This is a genomic window from Kitasatospora sp. NPDC056531 (assembly GCF_042794375.1).
Lineage (GTDB): Bacteria > Actinomycetota > Actinomycetes > Streptomycetales > Streptomycetaceae > Kitasatospora.
The window spans coordinates 42,583-59,002 of the sequence record NZ_JBHTTU010000013.1; the positions used below are offsets into that span (position 1 = coordinate 42,583).

12 protein-coding genes are annotated in these 16,420 nt (G+C 73.3%); 9 read left to right on the top strand and 3 right to left on the bottom strand.

What is annotated here, in order from left to right:
• Window positions 1–38: 38 nt before the first annotated feature.
• Together ACFQ87_RS15075 and ACFQ87_RS15080 are read left to right on the top strand one after the other, a co-directional pair.
• Window positions 39–473, top strand: coding sequence for a MarR family winged helix-turn-helix transcriptional regulator (locus tag ACFQ87_RS15075; RefSeq protein ID WP_380611180.1), 435 nt, complete (start codon window positions 39–41; stop codon window positions 471–473).
• A 121-nt stretch (window positions 474–594) separates the two neighbouring features.
• Window positions 595–2,115, top strand: coding sequence for an MFS transporter (locus tag ACFQ87_RS15080; RefSeq protein WP_380611181.1), 1,521 nt, complete (start codon window positions 595–597; stop codon window positions 2,113–2,115).
• A 69-nt stretch (window positions 2,116–2,184) separates the two neighbouring features.
• Here the strand turns inward: ACFQ87_RS15080 and ACFQ87_RS15085 are convergent, their stop codons facing one another.
• Window positions 2,185–2,703: a GNAT family N-acetyltransferase gene (locus ACFQ87_RS15085; RefSeq protein ID WP_380611182.1), complete on the bottom strand. Its 519-nt coding sequence runs from the start codon at window positions 2,701–2,703 to the stop codon at window positions 2,185–2,187.
• A gap of 46 nt (window positions 2,704–2,749) precedes the next feature.
• On the opposite strand from ACFQ87_RS15085, the gene thpR reads away from it, so the two are divergent.
• On the top strand, window positions 2,750–3,337 hold the full coding sequence (gene thpR, locus ACFQ87_RS15090) for an RNA 2',3'-cyclic phosphodiesterase (RefSeq protein WP_380611184.1): 588 nt from the start codon (window positions 2,750–2,752) through the stop codon (window positions 3,335–3,337).
• A 217-nt stretch (window positions 3,338–3,554) separates the two neighbouring features.
• On the opposite strand, the gene serC is transcribed toward thpR, so the two are convergent.
• Window positions 3,555–4,673 (bottom strand): phosphoserine transaminase, encoded by a 1,119-nt coding sequence (gene serC / locus ACFQ87_RS15095; protein ID WP_380611185.1) that lies wholly within the window; start codon window positions 4,671–4,673, stop codon window positions 3,555–3,557.
• 150 nt (window positions 4,674–4,823) lie between these two features.
• Window positions 4,824–5,924, bottom strand: a complete 1,101-nt coding sequence (locus tag ACFQ87_RS15100; RefSeq protein WP_380611186.1) for a citrate synthase 2 — start codon at window positions 5,922–5,924, stop codon at window positions 4,824–4,826.
• Window positions 5,925–6,341: 417 nt separating this feature from the next.
• Here ACFQ87_RS15100 and pdxH point away from each other — a divergent pair, with 417 nt between their 5' ends.
• The 6 genes from pdxH (at window position 6,342) to ACFQ87_RS15130 (ending at window position 16,305) form a co-directional block, all read left to right on the top strand.
• Window positions 6,342–6,974 (top strand): pyridoxamine 5'-phosphate oxidase, encoded by a 633-nt coding sequence (gene pdxH / locus ACFQ87_RS15105; RefSeq protein WP_380611266.1) that lies wholly within the window; start codon window positions 6,342–6,344, stop codon window positions 6,972–6,974.
• A gap of 110 nt (window positions 6,975–7,084) precedes the next feature.
• Entirely contained in the window at window positions 7,085–8,473 is a 1,389-nt protein-coding gene (locus ACFQ87_RS15110) for a TIR-like protein FxsC (protein ID WP_380611187.1), read from the top strand.
• Complete coding sequence (fxsT, locus tag ACFQ87_RS15115; RefSeq protein ID WP_380611188.1) at window positions 8,470–12,363, top strand: FxSxx-COOH system tetratricopeptide repeat protein; 3,894 nt, start codon at window positions 8,470–8,472, stop codon at window positions 12,361–12,363. The genes ACFQ87_RS15110 and fxsT overlap by 4 nt, the downstream gene beginning before the upstream one ends.
• 523 nt (window positions 12,364–12,886) lie before the next feature.
• Entirely contained in the window at window positions 12,887–13,072 is a 186-nt protein-coding gene (locus ACFQ87_RS15120; RefSeq protein WP_355671288.1) for a hypothetical protein, read from the top strand.
• 53 nt (window positions 13,073–13,125) lie between these two features.
• Window positions 13,126–15,516, top strand: coding sequence for an FxsB family cyclophane-forming radical SAM/SPASM peptide maturase (locus ACFQ87_RS15125; protein ID WP_380611189.1), 2,391 nt, complete (start codon window positions 13,126–13,128; stop codon window positions 15,514–15,516).
• Between the two features lie 15 nt (window positions 15,517–15,531).
• Entirely contained in the window at window positions 15,532–16,305 is a 774-nt protein-coding gene (locus tag ACFQ87_RS15130; protein ID WP_380611190.1) for an aminoglycoside N(3)-acetyltransferase, read from the top strand.
• The last annotated feature ends 115 nt before the right edge of the window (window positions 16,306–16,420 follow it).

Sequence of the window (16,420 nt, forward strand, 5' to 3'; positions counted from 1 at the left end):
GTTTTTCCTTAGCGAGAGTAATGACGTAAGCTAAAGAGATGCCCGAGATGTCCGAGCAGGACCTCGCAGCGATCTCACAGCTGCGGTCGTCCACGATGCGCCTCTCCCGACGACTCAAACACCAGCGGGTGGAGGAGTCGCTGAGTCCCACCGAGATAGGGGTGCTGGGCACCCTCGCCCGGTGCGGGAAGGCGACACCGGGTGAGCTCGCCCGGAAGGAGCATGTGCAGCCTCCTTCGATGACCAGGATCGTCGCGATGCTGGAGGAGAAGGGGCTGGTGCGGCGCGAGCCGCACCCCGAGGACCGCCGCCAGGTGGTCGTCAGCAGCACCGAGCGGGCCGAGGCGATCCTCGCGGAGAGCCGTCGGCGCCGAAACGTCTGGCTCGCCGAGCTCGCCCAAGGGCTCGACGACGAGGAATGGGCCGTCCTCCGGGAGGCCGCGCCCGTGCTCTACAAGCTCGCACACCTCTAGGCATACCGACTCCGGCAAGCCGCCGGGAGAAGAAGGAGCCCGCATCACCGCAGGACCGACCACCGACACCAGGAGCGCGACGGCCACCGCCAGGGCCGTCGCGCCGCGAGGGGAGACCACAGTGACACCGCCGGCCGCAGCCAGCGCCGCCGCCATCCGTACCGACGACCCGACCACCGACCCCGCCGCGGACAGTGCCGCGGCCGCCGACGCCCAGGCCCCCGCCCCCAGCGGGCTGCCCGGCAGCGGCGACGACGACCCCGACGAACGCACCGCGGCGGACCCCGCCGCTCAGGGCCGAACCCGATCGGCCGCATCTCCGACCGGAGCCCGCTTCACGAGGCCCGGGGGGATGTTCTCCTCCCTGCGCGTTCGCAACTACCGCTACTACTTCGCCGGCCAGGTGGTGTCCAACACCGGCACCTGGATGCAGCGGATCGCCCAGGACTGGCTGGTGCTCAGCCTCACCGGCAGCCCGCTCGCGGTCGGCATCACCACCGCCATGCAGTTCCTGCCGATGCTGCTGCTCGGTCTGTTCGGAGGCGTGCTCGCCGACCGGATGCCCAAGCGCCGGCTGCTGATCTACACCCAGGGCGCGATGGGCCTGCTCGCCGCGGGTCTGGCCGTACTGACCGTCAGCGGCATCGTGACGCCGTACTACGTGTACGCCTTCGCGCTGCTGCTCGGCCTGGTCACCGTGGTGGACAACCCGACCCGGCAGGCCTTCGTCTCCGAGATGGTCGGGCCCAAGGACCTCGCCAACGCCGTCAGCCTGAACGCCGCGAACTTCCAGACCGCCCGCCTGGTCGGCCCCGCCGTCGCGGGTCTGCTGATCGCCGCGGTCGGCAGCGGCTGGGCGTTCGCCGTCAACGCGCTGTCCTTCGCCGCCGTGATCGGCGGGCTGCTCGCGATGCGGGAGGGCGAGCTGCGCCCGACCGAGCCGATCGCCCGTGAGAAGGGCCAGCTGCGCGAGGGCCTGCGCTACGTGAAGGAGCGGCCCGAGCTGCTCTGGCCGATGGTGCTGGCCGGGTTCATCGGCACCTTCGGCTTCAACTTCCCGACGCTGCTGGCCGGTTTCGCGTACGACACCTTCAAGGTGGGCGCCGGGCAGTACGGCCTGCTGAACACCGCGATGGCGGTCGGCTCGCTGGCCGGTGCGCTGCTCGCCGCCCGTCGGGGCGCGCCGCGGCTGCGCCGACTGGTCGGCGCGGCGCTGGCCTTCGGCACGCTGGAGGTGGTCGCGGCCTTCGCGCCCGACTACTGGACCTTCGCGCTGCTGCTGATGCTGATCGGGGTGTTCGGGCTGAGCTTCAACACCTCGGTCAACTCCTTGCTGCAGCTGGCCACCGACCCCGAGATGCGCGGTCGGGTGATGGGCCTGCTGGTGCTGGTCTTCACCGGCGGCACGCCGATCGGCGCCCCGATCGTCGGCTGGGTCACCGCCTCGTACGGGCCCCGGCTCGGCCTGCTGGCCTGCGGCGTGGTGTCCGCGCTGGCGGCCGCCGCGGTCGGCCTGGTGCTGGCCCGCAGCGCGGACCTGCGGGTGCGCTTCGACCTGCACCCGGGCCGTGGCGGCCGGGTGGTGGCCGTCGTGCCGCGGACCCGCACGGCGAGCAAGTCGGAGCTGGCTCCGGCCTGCTGACGGATCGCTAGGAGCGCCAGGACCGTCAGGACCCCCGGGGGGTTGCCCTCCCGGGGGTCCTGACGTGCGTCAGAGGCGGATGGCCAGCACCTGGCCCGGCCAGATGCCGGTCGGCTGCTCGACCTCGAAGGTCTCGGTCTCGGTGAAGCCGAGCGCCCGGTACTGGGCGACCAGCGCGCGGTCCGCGCCGCCGTAGCAGTCCACCCGCAGCAGGCCGATGCCGCGCCGGCGGGTCTCCTCGATCGCGTCGGCGATCAGCGCGGCGCCGATGCCGGAGCCCTTGCGGCTGCGGTCGGTGACCAGGTTGCGGACGTACAGCTCGCGCTCGTCCACGGCGGGGATCCACCGGCCGCGGTCCTCGGAGAGCACGCAGCAGCCGACCGTGCGGCCGTCGTCGTCCACGGCGAGGCGGATCAGGAAGGGCTCGGCGGCGTACGAGGAGACCTGGTCGACCCGGGCCTGGTTGGTGCTGAACGGCTGGTCGCCCCACTGGCCGGTGCGGCCCTGGCCGGCCAGCCAGGACACGGCGCCGTCGAGCAGGGACAGGATGTCGGGGATGTCCGCGGGACCCCCGTTGCGGATCTTCATGGAAAACCGTTCTACTCCAAACGGCCGATCGAGGGAAGATTGGCCCATGAGGTTGTTCGTGGCGGTCCTCCCACCGGTCACGGCGCTGCAGGGGCTCGCCGACGCCGTCGCCCCGGTGCGCGGCCTGCCCGGGGCGGACCGGCTGCGCTGGACCACCGCCGAGGGCTGGCACCTCACCCTGGCCTTCCTCGGCCAGGTGCCGGCCGAGCGGCTGCCCGAGCTGGAGACCGGCCTGGCCGCCGTCGCCGAGGTGCACCCGGTGCACCGGCTGCGGATCGCGGGCGCAGGCCGGTTCGGCGACCGGGTGCTCTGGGCCGGGGTGGAGGGCCAGACCTGGGCGCTGCGCCGGCTCGCGGAGGCGGTCGCCGAGGCCACCGCCGAGGCGACCGAGGAAACCGACTCCTTCGCCTTCCACCCGCACCTCACGTTGGCCCGGGCCGGCTCCCACCGCGGCCAGCGGCGGGCCGTCCTGCGGGTCGCCGCAGCCGAGCTGGAGACCCTGGCGGCGGCGCTGGCGGAGTACCGGGGGCCGGAGTGGGAGGCCGCCGAGCTGCACCTGATGGAGAGCCGCCAGGACGGGGGCGCCACCCACTACGCGTCGCTGCGCTCCTGGGCGCTGGCCGACTGGAGCTGAGGCCGCGGACGGGCCCGAGGGTCGGCTCGGGTGTGAGCCGGAGGTACGCTCGTTGACCGTGGATCCCAAGACTCGTATGCGCATCGTCTCCGGCACCCTGGTGCTGCTGCTGGTCGTCGTGCTGATCAGTTCGTTGGTCGGCAAGTAGCCCCGGAACGGCGAGAGGGCCACCGCCCGCAGGCGGTGGCCCTCAGCCGTGTCCTCGGGGACGCGGTGGTCAGAGCTGCTCGACCACGTAGTCGATGCACTGGGTGAGCGCCTCGACGTCCGCCGGGTCGATCGCCGGGAACATCGCGATGCGCAGCTGGTTGCGGCCCAGCTTGCGGTACGGCTCGGTGTCCACGATGCCGTTGGCACGCAGTGCCTTGGCGACCGCGGCGGCGTCCACCGACTCGTCGAAGTCGATGGTGCCGACCACCTGGGAGCGCTCGGCCGGGTTCGCCACGAAGGGGTTGGCGAAGGAGGACTTCTCGGCCCAGGCGTACAGCCGGGACGAGGAATCTGCCGTACGGGCGACGGCCCAGTCCAGCCCGCCGTTGCCGTTCAGCCACTCCAGCTGGTCGGCCAGCAGGAACAGGGTGGCGATCGACGGGGTGTTGTACGTCTGGTCCTTCGACGAGTTGTCGATGGCCGTCGGCAGCGAGAAGAACGGCGGGATGTAGCGGCCGGAGCCGGCGATCTCGGCGGCGCGCTCCAGGGCGGCCGGGGAGAAGGTGGCCAGCCACAGACCGCCCTCGGAGGCGAAGGACTTCTGCGGGGCGAAGTAGTAGACGTCGCTCTCGGTGATGTCCACCGGCAGGCCGCCGGCGCCCGAAGTGGCGTCCACCAGGACCAGCGAGTCCTCGTCAGCGCCGGCCGGGCGCTTGATCGGCATCGCGACGCCGGTCGAGGTCTCGTTGTGGGTGAGGCCGTAGACGTCCACGCCCGCCTCGGCGACCGGCAGCGGGTGGGTGCCCGGGGCGGTCTTGATCACGGTCGGCTCGGCCAGCCACGGCGCGGCCTTGACCGAGGAGGCGAACTTCGAGGAGAACTCGCCGAAGTCCAGGTGCTGGGACTTCTCCCGCACCAGGCCGAAGGCGGCGATGTCCCAGAAGGCCGTGGAGCCGCCGTTGCCGAGGACGACCTGGTAGTCCTCCGGCAGCGAGAAGAGGCTGCTCACGCCCTCGCGCACGCGCTTGACCAGGTTCTTGACCGGGGCCTGGCGGTGCGAGGTGCCGAGCAGGGAGGTCTGGGTGGCGGCGAGGGCACTCAGTGCCTCGGGGCGCACCTTGGACGGTCCGCAGCCGAAACGGCCGTCTGCGGGCTTGATGTCAGCGGGGATCTGGATCTGAGCCACGCGCGCAGCCTACCGGCCGGGGGCTCGCCCGGGGTACGGTCGTCCGCCCGCTGAGACTGTGATCTTCGCTGCTCAGAGAAGCCGACAGCGGGCCCGGTCGAGGCCGGACCCGCTGGTCAGAGGCGGTGCGGAGCCCGAGGCTCAGCGCGCTCAGTGGACGATGGCGTCCCAGCCCTCGACCTCTTCGGGGCGGCGCGGGCCGGGGCCCACGTAGCGCGCGGAGGGGCGCACGAGGCGACCGGTGCGCTTCTGCTCCAGAATGTGCGCCGACCAGCCCGCCGTGCGCGCGCAGGTGAACATCGAGGTGAACATGTGAGCCGGCACCTCGGCGAAGTCCAGCATGATGGCGGCCCAGAACTCGACGTTGGTGGCCAGCACGCGGTCGGGGCGGCGGTTGTGCAGCTCCTCCAGCGCGGCCTTCTCCAGCGCCTCGGCGACCTCGAAGCGCGGCGCGCCGAGTTCCTTGGCGGTGCGGCGCAGCACGCGGGCGCGCGGGTCCTCGGCGCGGTAGACGCGGTGGCCGAAGCCCATCAGGCGCTCGCCCTTGTCCAGCGCGTTCTTGACCCACGCGGTGGCGTCGCCGGTGCGCTCGATCTCCTCGATCATGCCGAGCACGCGGGAGGGCGCGCCGCCGTGCAGCGGGCCGGACATCGCGCCGACCGCGCCGGAGAGCGCGGCCGCGACGTCGGCGCCGGTGGAGGCGATGACCCGGGCGGTGAAGGTGGAGGCGTTCATGCCGTGCTCGGCGGCCGAGGTCCAGTAGGCGTCGACGGCCTTGACGTGCTTCGGGTCCGGCTCGCCGCGCCAGCGGATCATGAACCGCTCGACGACCGTCTCGGCCTTGTCGATCTCGCTCTGCGGGACCATCGGCAGGCCCTGGCCGCGGGCGGACTGGGCGACGTAGGACAGCGCCATCACGGCGGCGCGGGCGAGGTCGTCGCGGGCCTGCTCGGCGGAGATGTCGAGCAGCGGCTTGAGGCCCCAGACCGGGGCGAGCATGGCGAGCGCGGACTGGACGTCGACCCGGATGTCGCCGGAGTGCACCGGGATCGGGAAGGGCTCGGCGGCCGGGAGGCCGGGGTTGAACTTGCCGTCGACCAGCAGGCCCCAGACGTGGCCGAAGGAGACGTTGCCGACCAGGTCGTCGATGTCGACACCGCGGTACCGCAGCGCGCCGCCTTCACGGTCGGGTTCGGCGATCTCGCTCTCGAACGCGACGACTCCCTCAAGCCCGGGTACGAAGTCGGACATACGACGGCTCCTTCAGTTCTGCGATCGGTGCTCCGCCGTGGTGGGGCGGCGCGCCAGTGACCGAATCGTGGTTGGCACTCGGTGCCAGAGTGACAGGCACGGGGTGCATTGCGCCATACACCACCGTGGTGATGTTGCCCGCGGGCCCGATTGACTCTTCCGCCGAGGGTCGGTCGTGCCCGGGAGAGACCCGGAACCAAACGCCTGGTTCCGGACAATTCCCCGTACGGCGGGCGGCCAAGCGGTGGCGAGTCACCATATCTCCGACCGGGGTTTGTCCGGAGGTAGCGGTGTCGGTTGCTTGTCGTACGGGATGATGTTGGCGTGCAGACCCCGGAACGCGCCCAGTCGACGCCCCTGAGCCCCGCCAACCGGACCCTGGCCGACGAGCCCCGCCCCGGTCCGGACCTCACCGTGATGCGCAAGCACTACACCCACGAGGGCCTGGTCGAGGAGCAGCTCGCGCCCGAGCCGATCGGCCAGTTCGCCCGCTGGTTCCTCGAGGCGGACGACGCCGGGGTGGTGGAGCCCAACGCCATGGTGCTCTCCACCGCCGACTCCGAGGGGCGGCCCAGCTCGCGCACCGTCCTGCTCAAGGGCTATGACGTGCGCGGCTTCGTCTTCTACACCAACTACGGCTCCCGCAAGGGCTCCGAGCTCGCCGCGAACCCGCACGCCGCGCTGCTCTTCCCGTGGATCGCGCTGGCCCGCCAGGTGATCGTCCAGGGCCGGGTCGAGAAGGTCGGCCGGGACGAGACCGCCGCGTACTTCCGCACCCGCCCGCACGGCTCCCAACTCGGCGCCTGGGCCAGTGAGCAGTCCAGCCCGGTCGGCGGCCGGGACGTCCTCGAACAGCGCTACGCCGAACTGGAACGCCGCTACCCCGAGGGCGAGGGCGTCCCCGTCCCGCCGTTCTGGGGCGGCTACCGGGTGATCCCGGAGAGCGTCGAGTTCTGGCAGGGGCGCGAGAACCGCCTGCACGACCGCCTCCGCTACCTCTTTGACCCCTCCCGCCCGGCGGGTTGGCGGGTGGAGCGCCTCTGCCCGTGAGGGCGGGGCCGGTTCCGGCCACCTGCTTCGGCGACCCGCTCCGATTCCGGCCAACTCCCGGGTACGGTAGGCCGGTCGGCTGACCACGGGGTGCTGTGGACGGGGGTGCGGTGGAGCCGTTCTTCTTCTTCAGCTACGCCCATCGGGACCACCTGGTCGGTGGTTCCTTCGTGGACCAGTTCTTCAGCGATCTGAAGGACGAACTGGCCCGACTGGAGCCGGCCGCAGGCCCCGACGGCCTCGGCTACCGGGACACCGAGCGGCTGCGCCTCGGCGACGACTGGGAGCAGCAGCTCTCCGGGACGGTGGCCGGCTGCCGAGCCATGGTCGCGCTGTACTCCCCGGCGTACTTCGCCAGCCCGTACTGCGGCAAGGAGTGGACCGCCTTCCACGAACGGGTGTTACGACACCGTGAGTTGACCGGCCGTACGGTCCCCGCACTGATCCCGGTGCTCTGGGAGCCGCTGCCCGATGAGCTGCCGGCCGAGGTGCTGCGGATCCAGTACGTCCAGCACGACCTCGGCGAGGCCTATGCCGCCGGTGGGCTGCGGGCCCTGCTGCGCGCGGATCCGTACGGGCCGGACTACCTGCGGGTGGTCAAGGCGATCGCCGAGCGGGTGCGGGAGGCGGCCGGGCAGTACCTCGGCGAGCTGCCGTCCCTGGACCTGGGGGCGGTGGAGGGCTGCTTCCCGGTGCCCGCCACGGAGCTGCCGTCGGCCCGCCCGGGCCTGGTCCGGCTGTTCGTGGCGGCCGGGCGGGTCGGGCGTGGTGACGGCCGACCGGGACCGGCCGAAGGGGGCGGCTGGTACGGGGCGCAGCCCTGGGACTGGGCGCCGTACCACCCGCCGACCATGCCCTCGCTGGTGGCCCAGGCCCAGCGGGTGATCACCCGGGCCGGGCACATCACCACCCTGGACGAGGTCGGCCCCGGACTCTCCCGGGACCTCGACCGGGCCCGGGAGAACAACCAGGTCAGCGTGCTGTTGGTGGACCCGTGGTCGGCCGGGCGGGAGCCGTACCGGCAGGTGCTGCGCGAGTACGACGACCAGAACCACCCGGTCACCGGCGTCCTGGTGCCCACCGGCACCGACGACCCGCCCGAGGGGCCGGCCCGCGCGCAGTTGTGGGGCGGGGTGCGCGCGGTGTTCCCGCGCAACTGGTTGCACCGTTCAGGTCCGGAACCGCTCTTCCGGGTGAAGGTGTCCCGGGAACGTTTCGAGAGCGAGCTCCTGCGAGCCGTGACGGTCGCCCAGAACCGGCTGCTGGACGAGGCGGACGAGGGCGAGGGTGGCGATCCGTACGCCGTCCGGGCCTCGTTCGGGCTCGAACCGGGGGCGCCGACGATGCCCGGGCTGACCATCCCGGCCGGGCGACCGGAGCCGCGGCCACTGCCGCCCCGGCCGAGCGCTCCACCGAGACCCGTCGTCAACCCGCCGAGATCCGCTGCCGACCCGCTGCCAGCCACCGACCCGCCGAGCCGAGGAGAGCCGCAGTCATGACCGCCGACCAGGCCCTGCCGACGGCCGTGGAGGCCGCTGCCCCGCCCGCGACCGGCTCGATCGTGACCTTCTACTCCTTCAAGGGCGGCACCGGCCGGACCATGGCGCTGGCCAACCTCGGCTGGATCCTGGCCAGCCAGGGCCTGCGCGTCCTGGTGGTGGACTGGGACCTCGAAGCCCCCGGCCTGCACCGCTACTACCACCCGCTGTTGATCGACCCCGAACTGCGCGGGACCCCAGGCCTGATCGACCTGCTGCGCGGCTACGTCGACCAGGCCCTGCCGCGCCCCGCCGACGCACCGGCCCTCGGACCGCGCGAGTGGCTCGGCGCACCCGGCCGGCTCGACGAGCACCTGTGCGGCCTCGCCCTCGACCTGCCGGCCGGCGGCCGCCTCGACCTGATGCCGGCCGGACGGCAGGACGGCACCTACTCGGCGGCCGTCACCAGCTTCAACTGGCGCAGCTTCTACACCCGCAGCGACATCCGCGGGTCCGAGTTCCTGGCGGCCCTGCGTGAGCAGTGGACCAGTTCGTACGACTACGTGCTGATCGACAGCAGGACCGGGGTCAGCGACACCTCGGGCATCTGCACCGTGGTGCTGCCCGACACCGTGGTCGACTGCTTCACCCTCAGCGCCCAGAGCATTCGCGGCGGCGTCGACGCGGCGCACGCCATCGCCGAGGCGGACATCCGCGACATCCGGGTGCTCCCGGTGCCGATGCGGGTGGAGGAGACCGAGCGGGCCGGGCTCGCGGCCGGACGCGACTTCGTCCGGGAGGCCTTCGCGCCCTACCTGGACCGCTGGCTCGGCAGCGAGCGCACGGACGCCTACTGGCAGGACGTGGAGGTGCCCTACAAGCCCTTCTACGCCTACGAGGAGGTGCCGGCCACCGTCGCCGACCGGCCCCGGCAGCACCGTAGCCTGCTCGGCGCGTACGAGCGGCTGGCGGACTGGCTCACCGACGGCCGGGTGCGTGAGCTGCGGCCCGTCCCGGACCGGGTCCGCCGCCGGCTCTACGCGGCCTACCTGCGGCCCGGAAGGTCCAGGTCCCGCCGGGTGTACCTGAGTTACGCCCCCGGGGACCGGATGTGGGCGGAGTGGGCCGCCGCGGCGCTGACCGGGTTCGGCTACCTGGCCACGCTCCACAGCGCGGCCGTCCCGCCGGACGCCTCCGGCGCGCTGCCGGAGGCCGACCGGCCGCTGGACGGGGACGGGCGGATGCTGGCCCTGCTGTCGCCCGAGTACCTGGCCCTGCCGCGGGCGGGCGAGCTGTGGCGCCGGTTCGGCGACGGCGAGGAGGGCGCGTTGGCGGCGGTGTCGGTGGCCGCCGAACCGCTGCCGGAACCCTTCGACGGACGGGCGGTGGTCGAACTGGCCGACTGCGTGGCCGAATCGGCGGAGTCCCGGCTGTTCGAGCTGCTCGGACCGCCGCCCGGCGTCGGCCGCTGGGTCGAGTCCGAGGAGGAGCCCGCACCGCCCGCCCGCTTCCCCGGCGGCCGTCCGGCGGTGCACTCGCTGCCGCCGCGCGACCCCGCGTTCACCGGCCGCGGCGGCCTGCTCGAACGGCTGCGCGACCGCTTCACCGGGCGGCCCGCCGCCGTACCCGTGCAGGTGCTGTACGGCATGGGCGGGGTCGGCAAGTCGCAGACCGCCGCCGAGTACGCGCACCGCTTCGCGGCCGGGTACGACGTCGCCTGGTGGATCCGGGCCGAGGAGCCCACCGACGTCCCGCGGCAGCTCGCCGAACTCGCCGCCACCCTCGGGCTGCCCGCCGACGGGAACGTCCAGCGGGCCGCCCACGAGCTGCTGGTCCACCTCGACCAGGGGCGGCCGTACGGACGCTGGCTGCTGGTCTTCGACAACGCCGAGGACCCGGATCGGCTCGCGCCGTGGCTGCCCGCGGGGACCGTGGACGGGCACGTGCTGGTGACCTCGCGCAACCGGCGCTGGGCCCGGCACTCCGGCCGCACCGAGGTCGACGTGTTCGACCGGGTGGAGAGTGTGCGGCTGCTGCGGCGGTTCAACCCCGCGATCCGGCCGGAGGAGGCGGAGCCGATCGCCGACCGGCTGGGCGACCTGCCGCTCGCCGTCGACCAGGCCGCGCGCTGGCTCCAGGAGACCCCGATGCCGGCCGCCACCTACCTGCAACTGCTGGACGGGGCGCTCACCGAGGTGCTCGACCGACCCGTCCCGGGCGACGGCCCGGCCGCCATCGCCGCCACCGCCCGGATCGCCGGCGCCGACCTGCGCCGGATCAACGCCCCGGCGATGCGGCTGCTGGAGCTCTGCGGCTTCCTCGGACCGGATGCCATCCCGATCGAGCTGTTCTACAGCGAACCGGCCGTCGGGGCGATCCGGCCCCCGCGGGGCGAGGACGAACGGCTGGCGATCGGTGAGATCCTGCGCACCGTCAACCAGTACGGCCTGGTCCGCTACGACGCCGAGGGCGGCGGGACGCTCGCGGTGCACCGGATCGTCCAGGCACTGTTGCGCGACCAGGTGGCCGAGGAGGACCGGCCCACGGTCCGGGCCGCCGTGCACGGAGCCCTGGCGCTGGTCGGCTCCGGAAACCCGGACCGGGCGGAGGACTGGCCCGGGTTCGCGGCGCTGCTGCCGCACCTGGAGCCGTCCGGGGCGGTGGAGAGCACGGACCCGGAGGTACGGCGGTGGATCACCGCGTCGGTCCGCTACCTGCGCCACCGGGGGCTGCTGGACACCGCCCAGGAGCTCGCCGGGCGGGCGCTGGCCGCCTGGGGTGCAGAGGATCTGACAGCGCTGCTGCTGCGGGTCGAGCTCGGCAACGTGCTGCGGTTCCAGGGCGCGGCCCAGGAGGCGTACCGGATCGACCGGGAGGCGTGGGAGCGGCTGACCGAGCTGCTCGGCCCCGACCACGTCCACACCCTCGCCGCGGCCGGCGGCCTCGGTGGCGACCTGCGCCAACTCGGCCGCTACGCCGAGGCGCAGGCGCTCGACCGGCGGACCCTGGAGGCCGCCGAGCGGGTCCTCGGGCCGAACCATCCGCGCACCATGATGAGTCTCAACAACCTGGGTGTCTCCGACTTCCTGTCCGGGGACCTCGACCGCGCCTTCGAGGGCCACTCGACCGCCATGGCCCGGCAACGGGCGGCTTTCGGCGAGGACGACCTGTACCCCCTCCAGTCCGAGATCAACCGGGCCCGCGCCCTGCGCGAGGCCGGCCGGTACGAGGAGGCACGGGCAGCGCTGTCGAGCGTCGTCGAGCGCTCTCGAGCGCGCTACGGCGAGGACCACGACGACACCCTCAGGGCCCTGCGTCACCTCGGCGGCGCCCTGCTGCGGCTCGGTCGGTGCGAGGAGGCCCGGGCCGCCGACGAGGAGGCCTACCGCCGGCTGCTGGCCCGGCACGGGGCCGACCATCCGGGGACCGCGGCCGCCGCGGGCAACCTCGCGGCCGACCTCGCCGAGCTGGGCGACACCGGGCGGGCGGTCGAGTTGGCCCGGGCCGCGTTCGAATACCACCGGGACCACCTCGGCGAGGAGTACCCGACCACCCTGGTCGCTGCCGGGAACCTCGCGGTGCTGCTGCGGCGGGACGGCCGTACCGAGGAGGCCGTGGCGCTGTCCGGGCGGGTGCTGGAGGGGCTGCGGGAGCGGCTGGGGGAGCGGCACCGGTACGTCGGGGCGGCGCTGCTGAACCATGCCAACTCGCTGATGGCCACGGGGGATGCGGACGGCGCGCGGGAACTGGACGAGCGGGCCGCGGTGGTGCTGACGGACTCGCTGGGGCCGGACCACCCCGACACCCGGGCGGCGCTCGGCAACCTGGCGCTGAGCCGGGCGAGCCGTGGAACCGGCGTCTCCGGCACGGCCGGACGGGCGGACATCTTCGTGGAGGCGCCACCGGTGTGACTGCGGGCGGACCCGGGCCGGGCCGCTGTCGTCCGGTGAACTCTCGCTGTGGCGCCGTCAGTTGGCGGAATCCTGGCGGGCAGCACACTCTGACCGCGGCCGAAACTCTGCTGGCGTGTGGTGAACTGGCCTTGCAGGGATTGGAGTTCACCGATGAGTTGGCTCGTTCCGTCCGCGAACTGGGCGGTCCGGGCCGGGCGCCTGAACGCATCCCGCCATCCGGGTGCCGACCCGGTGTCCCGGGGCCGCTGCCGCGCACCAGCGCACGTCTGTGCGGAGGCGGGTCGGCAGGCTCGAACGCATGCTCCGGTAACCGCGCTTCGGCGGGCGCAAAGGCGAAGTGTGCGACCGCTGAACGGGTGAATTCTTGGGGCTTCGGGCGCCGTGGTATGGCGTCGACCGGCTGGGCAGACCAACTTGAAGAGACAAGGTGCCGCGCGGAGCCCGCGCAGACACTACATTGGTCGTAACCGGGTGACCTACCCGCACTCGGCAGGTCCTAACCGCGCCTAAGGAAACGAATATGACTCCGGTAACCAGCACCAGGCCAGCCGGCAACCTCACTGACACTCAGGAGACGCCGGAACGCCCGTCCCTCGCCGAACTCGCCGCACTGGGCGCGGAGGAACTCGCCGCCCGACTGCAGCGCGCTCTCCCGGGCGCGGAATCCGGCCTCGTGCCGGTCGCAGCCTTCAACTCGTCGATCTGACCCGGCCCCGGAACACCGAGCGGACCCCTGGCCGAGCTGAGCCTGCCATACCTATGTCGACGCGAATTCCGGTGCCACTGACGCAATTCGTGGTCAAGATGCACAGCCGGTGCGATCTCGCCTGCGACCACTGCTACGTCTACGAGCACGCGGACAGCAGCTGGCGCTCCCGCCCCAAGGTCATCGGGGACGAGATCCTGGCCAAGGCCGCCGAACGGATCGGCGAGCACGCGGCCGCCCATCGGCTGTCCGCCGTCCGGGCCGTCCTGCACGGGGGAGAACCCCTGCTCGCCGGCCCGGACCGGTTGCGCCGCGCCGCCGAAGCGCTCCGGGCGGCACTCCCGCCCGGCTGCGCCCTCGACCTGCGCATCCACACCAACGGCGTGCTGCTGAGCCGCGCCTTCCTCTCGCTGTTCGCGGAGCTGGACGTCAAGGTCGGCATCTCACTGGACGGCGACAAGGCCGCCAACGACCGCCACCGACGCTTCGCCGACGGCCGCAGCAGCCACCCCCAGGTCCTGCGGGCGGTCGCGCTGCTGGACGAGCCGGACTTCCGGCACCTGTTCGCCGGGCTGCTGTGCACCATCGACATCGAGAACGACCCGGTGGCCGTGTACCGGGCGCTGGCCGAACTCCGGCCCCCGGCCGTCGACTTCCTGCTGCCTCACGCCACCTGGGAGGAGCCGCCGAAGCGACTCCCGGGCGGCGGCGAGACCCCGTACGCCGACTGGCTGCTGACCGTCCACAGGCTGTGGGAAGCGGACCGGCGGCCGTTCGCCGTGCGCACCTTCGAGTCCGTGCACCGGACCCGGCGCGGGCTCTCCAGCCTCACCGAGTCACTGGGCCTGGAACCCTCGGACCTGGCGGTGCTGGAGACCGACGGGGCCTTCGAGCAGGTCGACAGCCTGAAGACCGCGTACGACGGCGCGCCCGCCACCGGGCTGAACGTCTTCGAGCACAGCATCGACGACCTCGCCCGCCACCCCGGCATCGCCGCCCGCCAGTCCGGCCTGGCGGGGCTGAGCGCCGACTGCCGTGCCTGCCCGGTGGTCCGCTCGTGCGGTGGCGGGCTGTACGCCCACCGCTACCGGGCGGACACTGGTTTCGACAATCCCTCTGTCTACTGCGGTGACCTCATGACGCTCATCAACGGCATTGCGGGAAACGGCGGTTCGGCCTCGGTGCCCGCGCAGGGTGGCGAGCCGCTGCTGCTGGCCGCGCTCGCTCCGGCTCAACTCGACGAACTGGCCCGGGGGTACGGGGGGGCCGATACGCTTGCCGCCCTCGGGCGCTCCCAACTCTCGCTGACCCGCGCGATGCTGGCCGCCGCCTGGGACGCCTCCGGACAGGGGCGGGCCGAGGCGTGGGGGTTGCTGTCGGAGTTGGACGGCGCGGCGCCCGCGGCCGTGGACGCGGTGCTGGCGCATCCGTACGCGCGGGCCTGGGCGGCGCGGAGCCTCGGCGGGGATCTGTCGGTCGGGCTCGGGGAGTTGGCGGCGCTGGCGGCCGCGGCGGCGGTGCGGGCCGGGCGGGGGGACGCGGTCGCGGTGCCGGTGCGGGGCGGGTGGCTGAACCTGCCGACGCTGGGGCGGGTCGCGGTGCCGGACGGGGAGGCGGTGGTCACCGGGCTGGCGGACGGGTTCGAGGTTCGGGCCGCGGACGGGTCGGTGTTCACGCGGCTGGACCAGCCGCTGCGGCGGGTCCGCCTGGCGGGCGGCTGGACGGTCGCGCTGGAGGACGTCGACCCGCTGCGGGACAGCCATGGCCACGCGGTGGCCGAGAGGCTTCCGGACGGCGAACTGCTGGGCTGGACAGGCGCGTTGCGGGAGGCCTGGGAGCTGCTCGGACGGGACCTGCCCGGCTATGCGGAGGGCATCCGGGCCGGGCTGCGGACGGTGACCCCGCTGCGGCCCGGGCCGCAGGGGCGGGACGTCAGCTCGGCGGCCCGGCAGGCGTACGGCGCGGTGGGCATCGCCCGGCCCGCGACGGCGCCGACGCTGGCGCTGCTGCTCGCGCACGAGTTCCAGCACGTGAAGCTGGGCGCGGTGCTCGACCTGTTCGACCTCTACGACCAGGCCGACGACCGGCTCTACTTCGCGCCCTGGCGGCCCGATCCGCGTCCGTTGGAGGGGCTGCTCCAGGGCACGTACGCGCACCTGGCGGTGACCGAGTACTGGGGCACGCGTACGGCCGCGTACGACGGGCTGCCGGGCGAGGCCGCCGACCGGGCGCGGGCGCAGTTCGCGCTCTGGCGGCGGTACACGGCGGAGGCGGTCGAGCGCTTGGCCGAGTCGGGGGCGCTGACGGCGCTCGGGCGGCGTTTCGCCGACGGGATGCGGGAAAGCGTCTCTCCGTGGCTCGCGGTGCCGCTGCCCGCCTCGGCCGAGCGGGATGCCGAGCGGGCACGGCAGGAGCGCAGCCAACTCCGCCTCGCCGGGGCCTGATTCGAAGGAGTCGTCGTGATATCTGTAGCCGCTCTCACCGACGCGTTCACCGCAATGGGGGTCCGCCCCGGAACGGTGCTGCACGTCCAGGCCTCGCTACGGGCGCTCGGGCCGGTCGAGGGCGGGGCGGGCGGTGTGGTCGACGCCCTGTCCGAAGCCCTCGGCCCTGACGGCACGTTGGTGGCCTTCACCGCCACGCCCGAGAACTCCTCCACCTCGCGGATCTACCAGTCCGCCGTTGCCGGGCTCTCCGCGGCGGAAGTGGCCGCGCACCAGGCCCGGATGCCGCGCTTCGACCCGGCCACCACCCCCGCCTCCCCGACCGTGGGCGCGCTGTCCGAGGAGATCCGCACCCGGCCCGGCGCCCTCCGCAGCAGCCACCCGCAGACCTCCTGGGTGGCCCTGGGCCCGTCAGCGGCGGAGATCACCGCTCATCATCCGCTCACCTCGCACCTGGGCCCGGATTCGCCCCTCGGCCGCCTCTACGACCTCGACGCCCGGGTGCTGCAGCTCGGCGTCGGGATGGCCCGCTTCACCGCCTTCCACCTCGCCGACCTGCGCCAGCCCGGTGTGCAGGTCCGCGAGTACCGCTGCGTCGCCCCCGAGGGCTGGATCACCTTCCAGGCCCCCGACCTGGACGACGTGCACTTCGCCGACCTCGGGACCAGGGTCCTCGCGGCCGCCACCGGCGTCACCACCGCCCGCCTCGGTACCGCCGACTGCCGCCTCGTCCCGATGCGGGAGGCCGTCGACCTCGCCGACCGGATCCTCCGCCGCGCTCGCGCCTGAACCCGGCGCTTCGGCTTTGCCGAAGAGGTGACGTCGCCCCAAGCCTTCGTTCGTGGGGAATCGACCAAGCCAACCTCCCACACAAAAGGGGAGGTTGCATTTTGTCGCCTGGAGG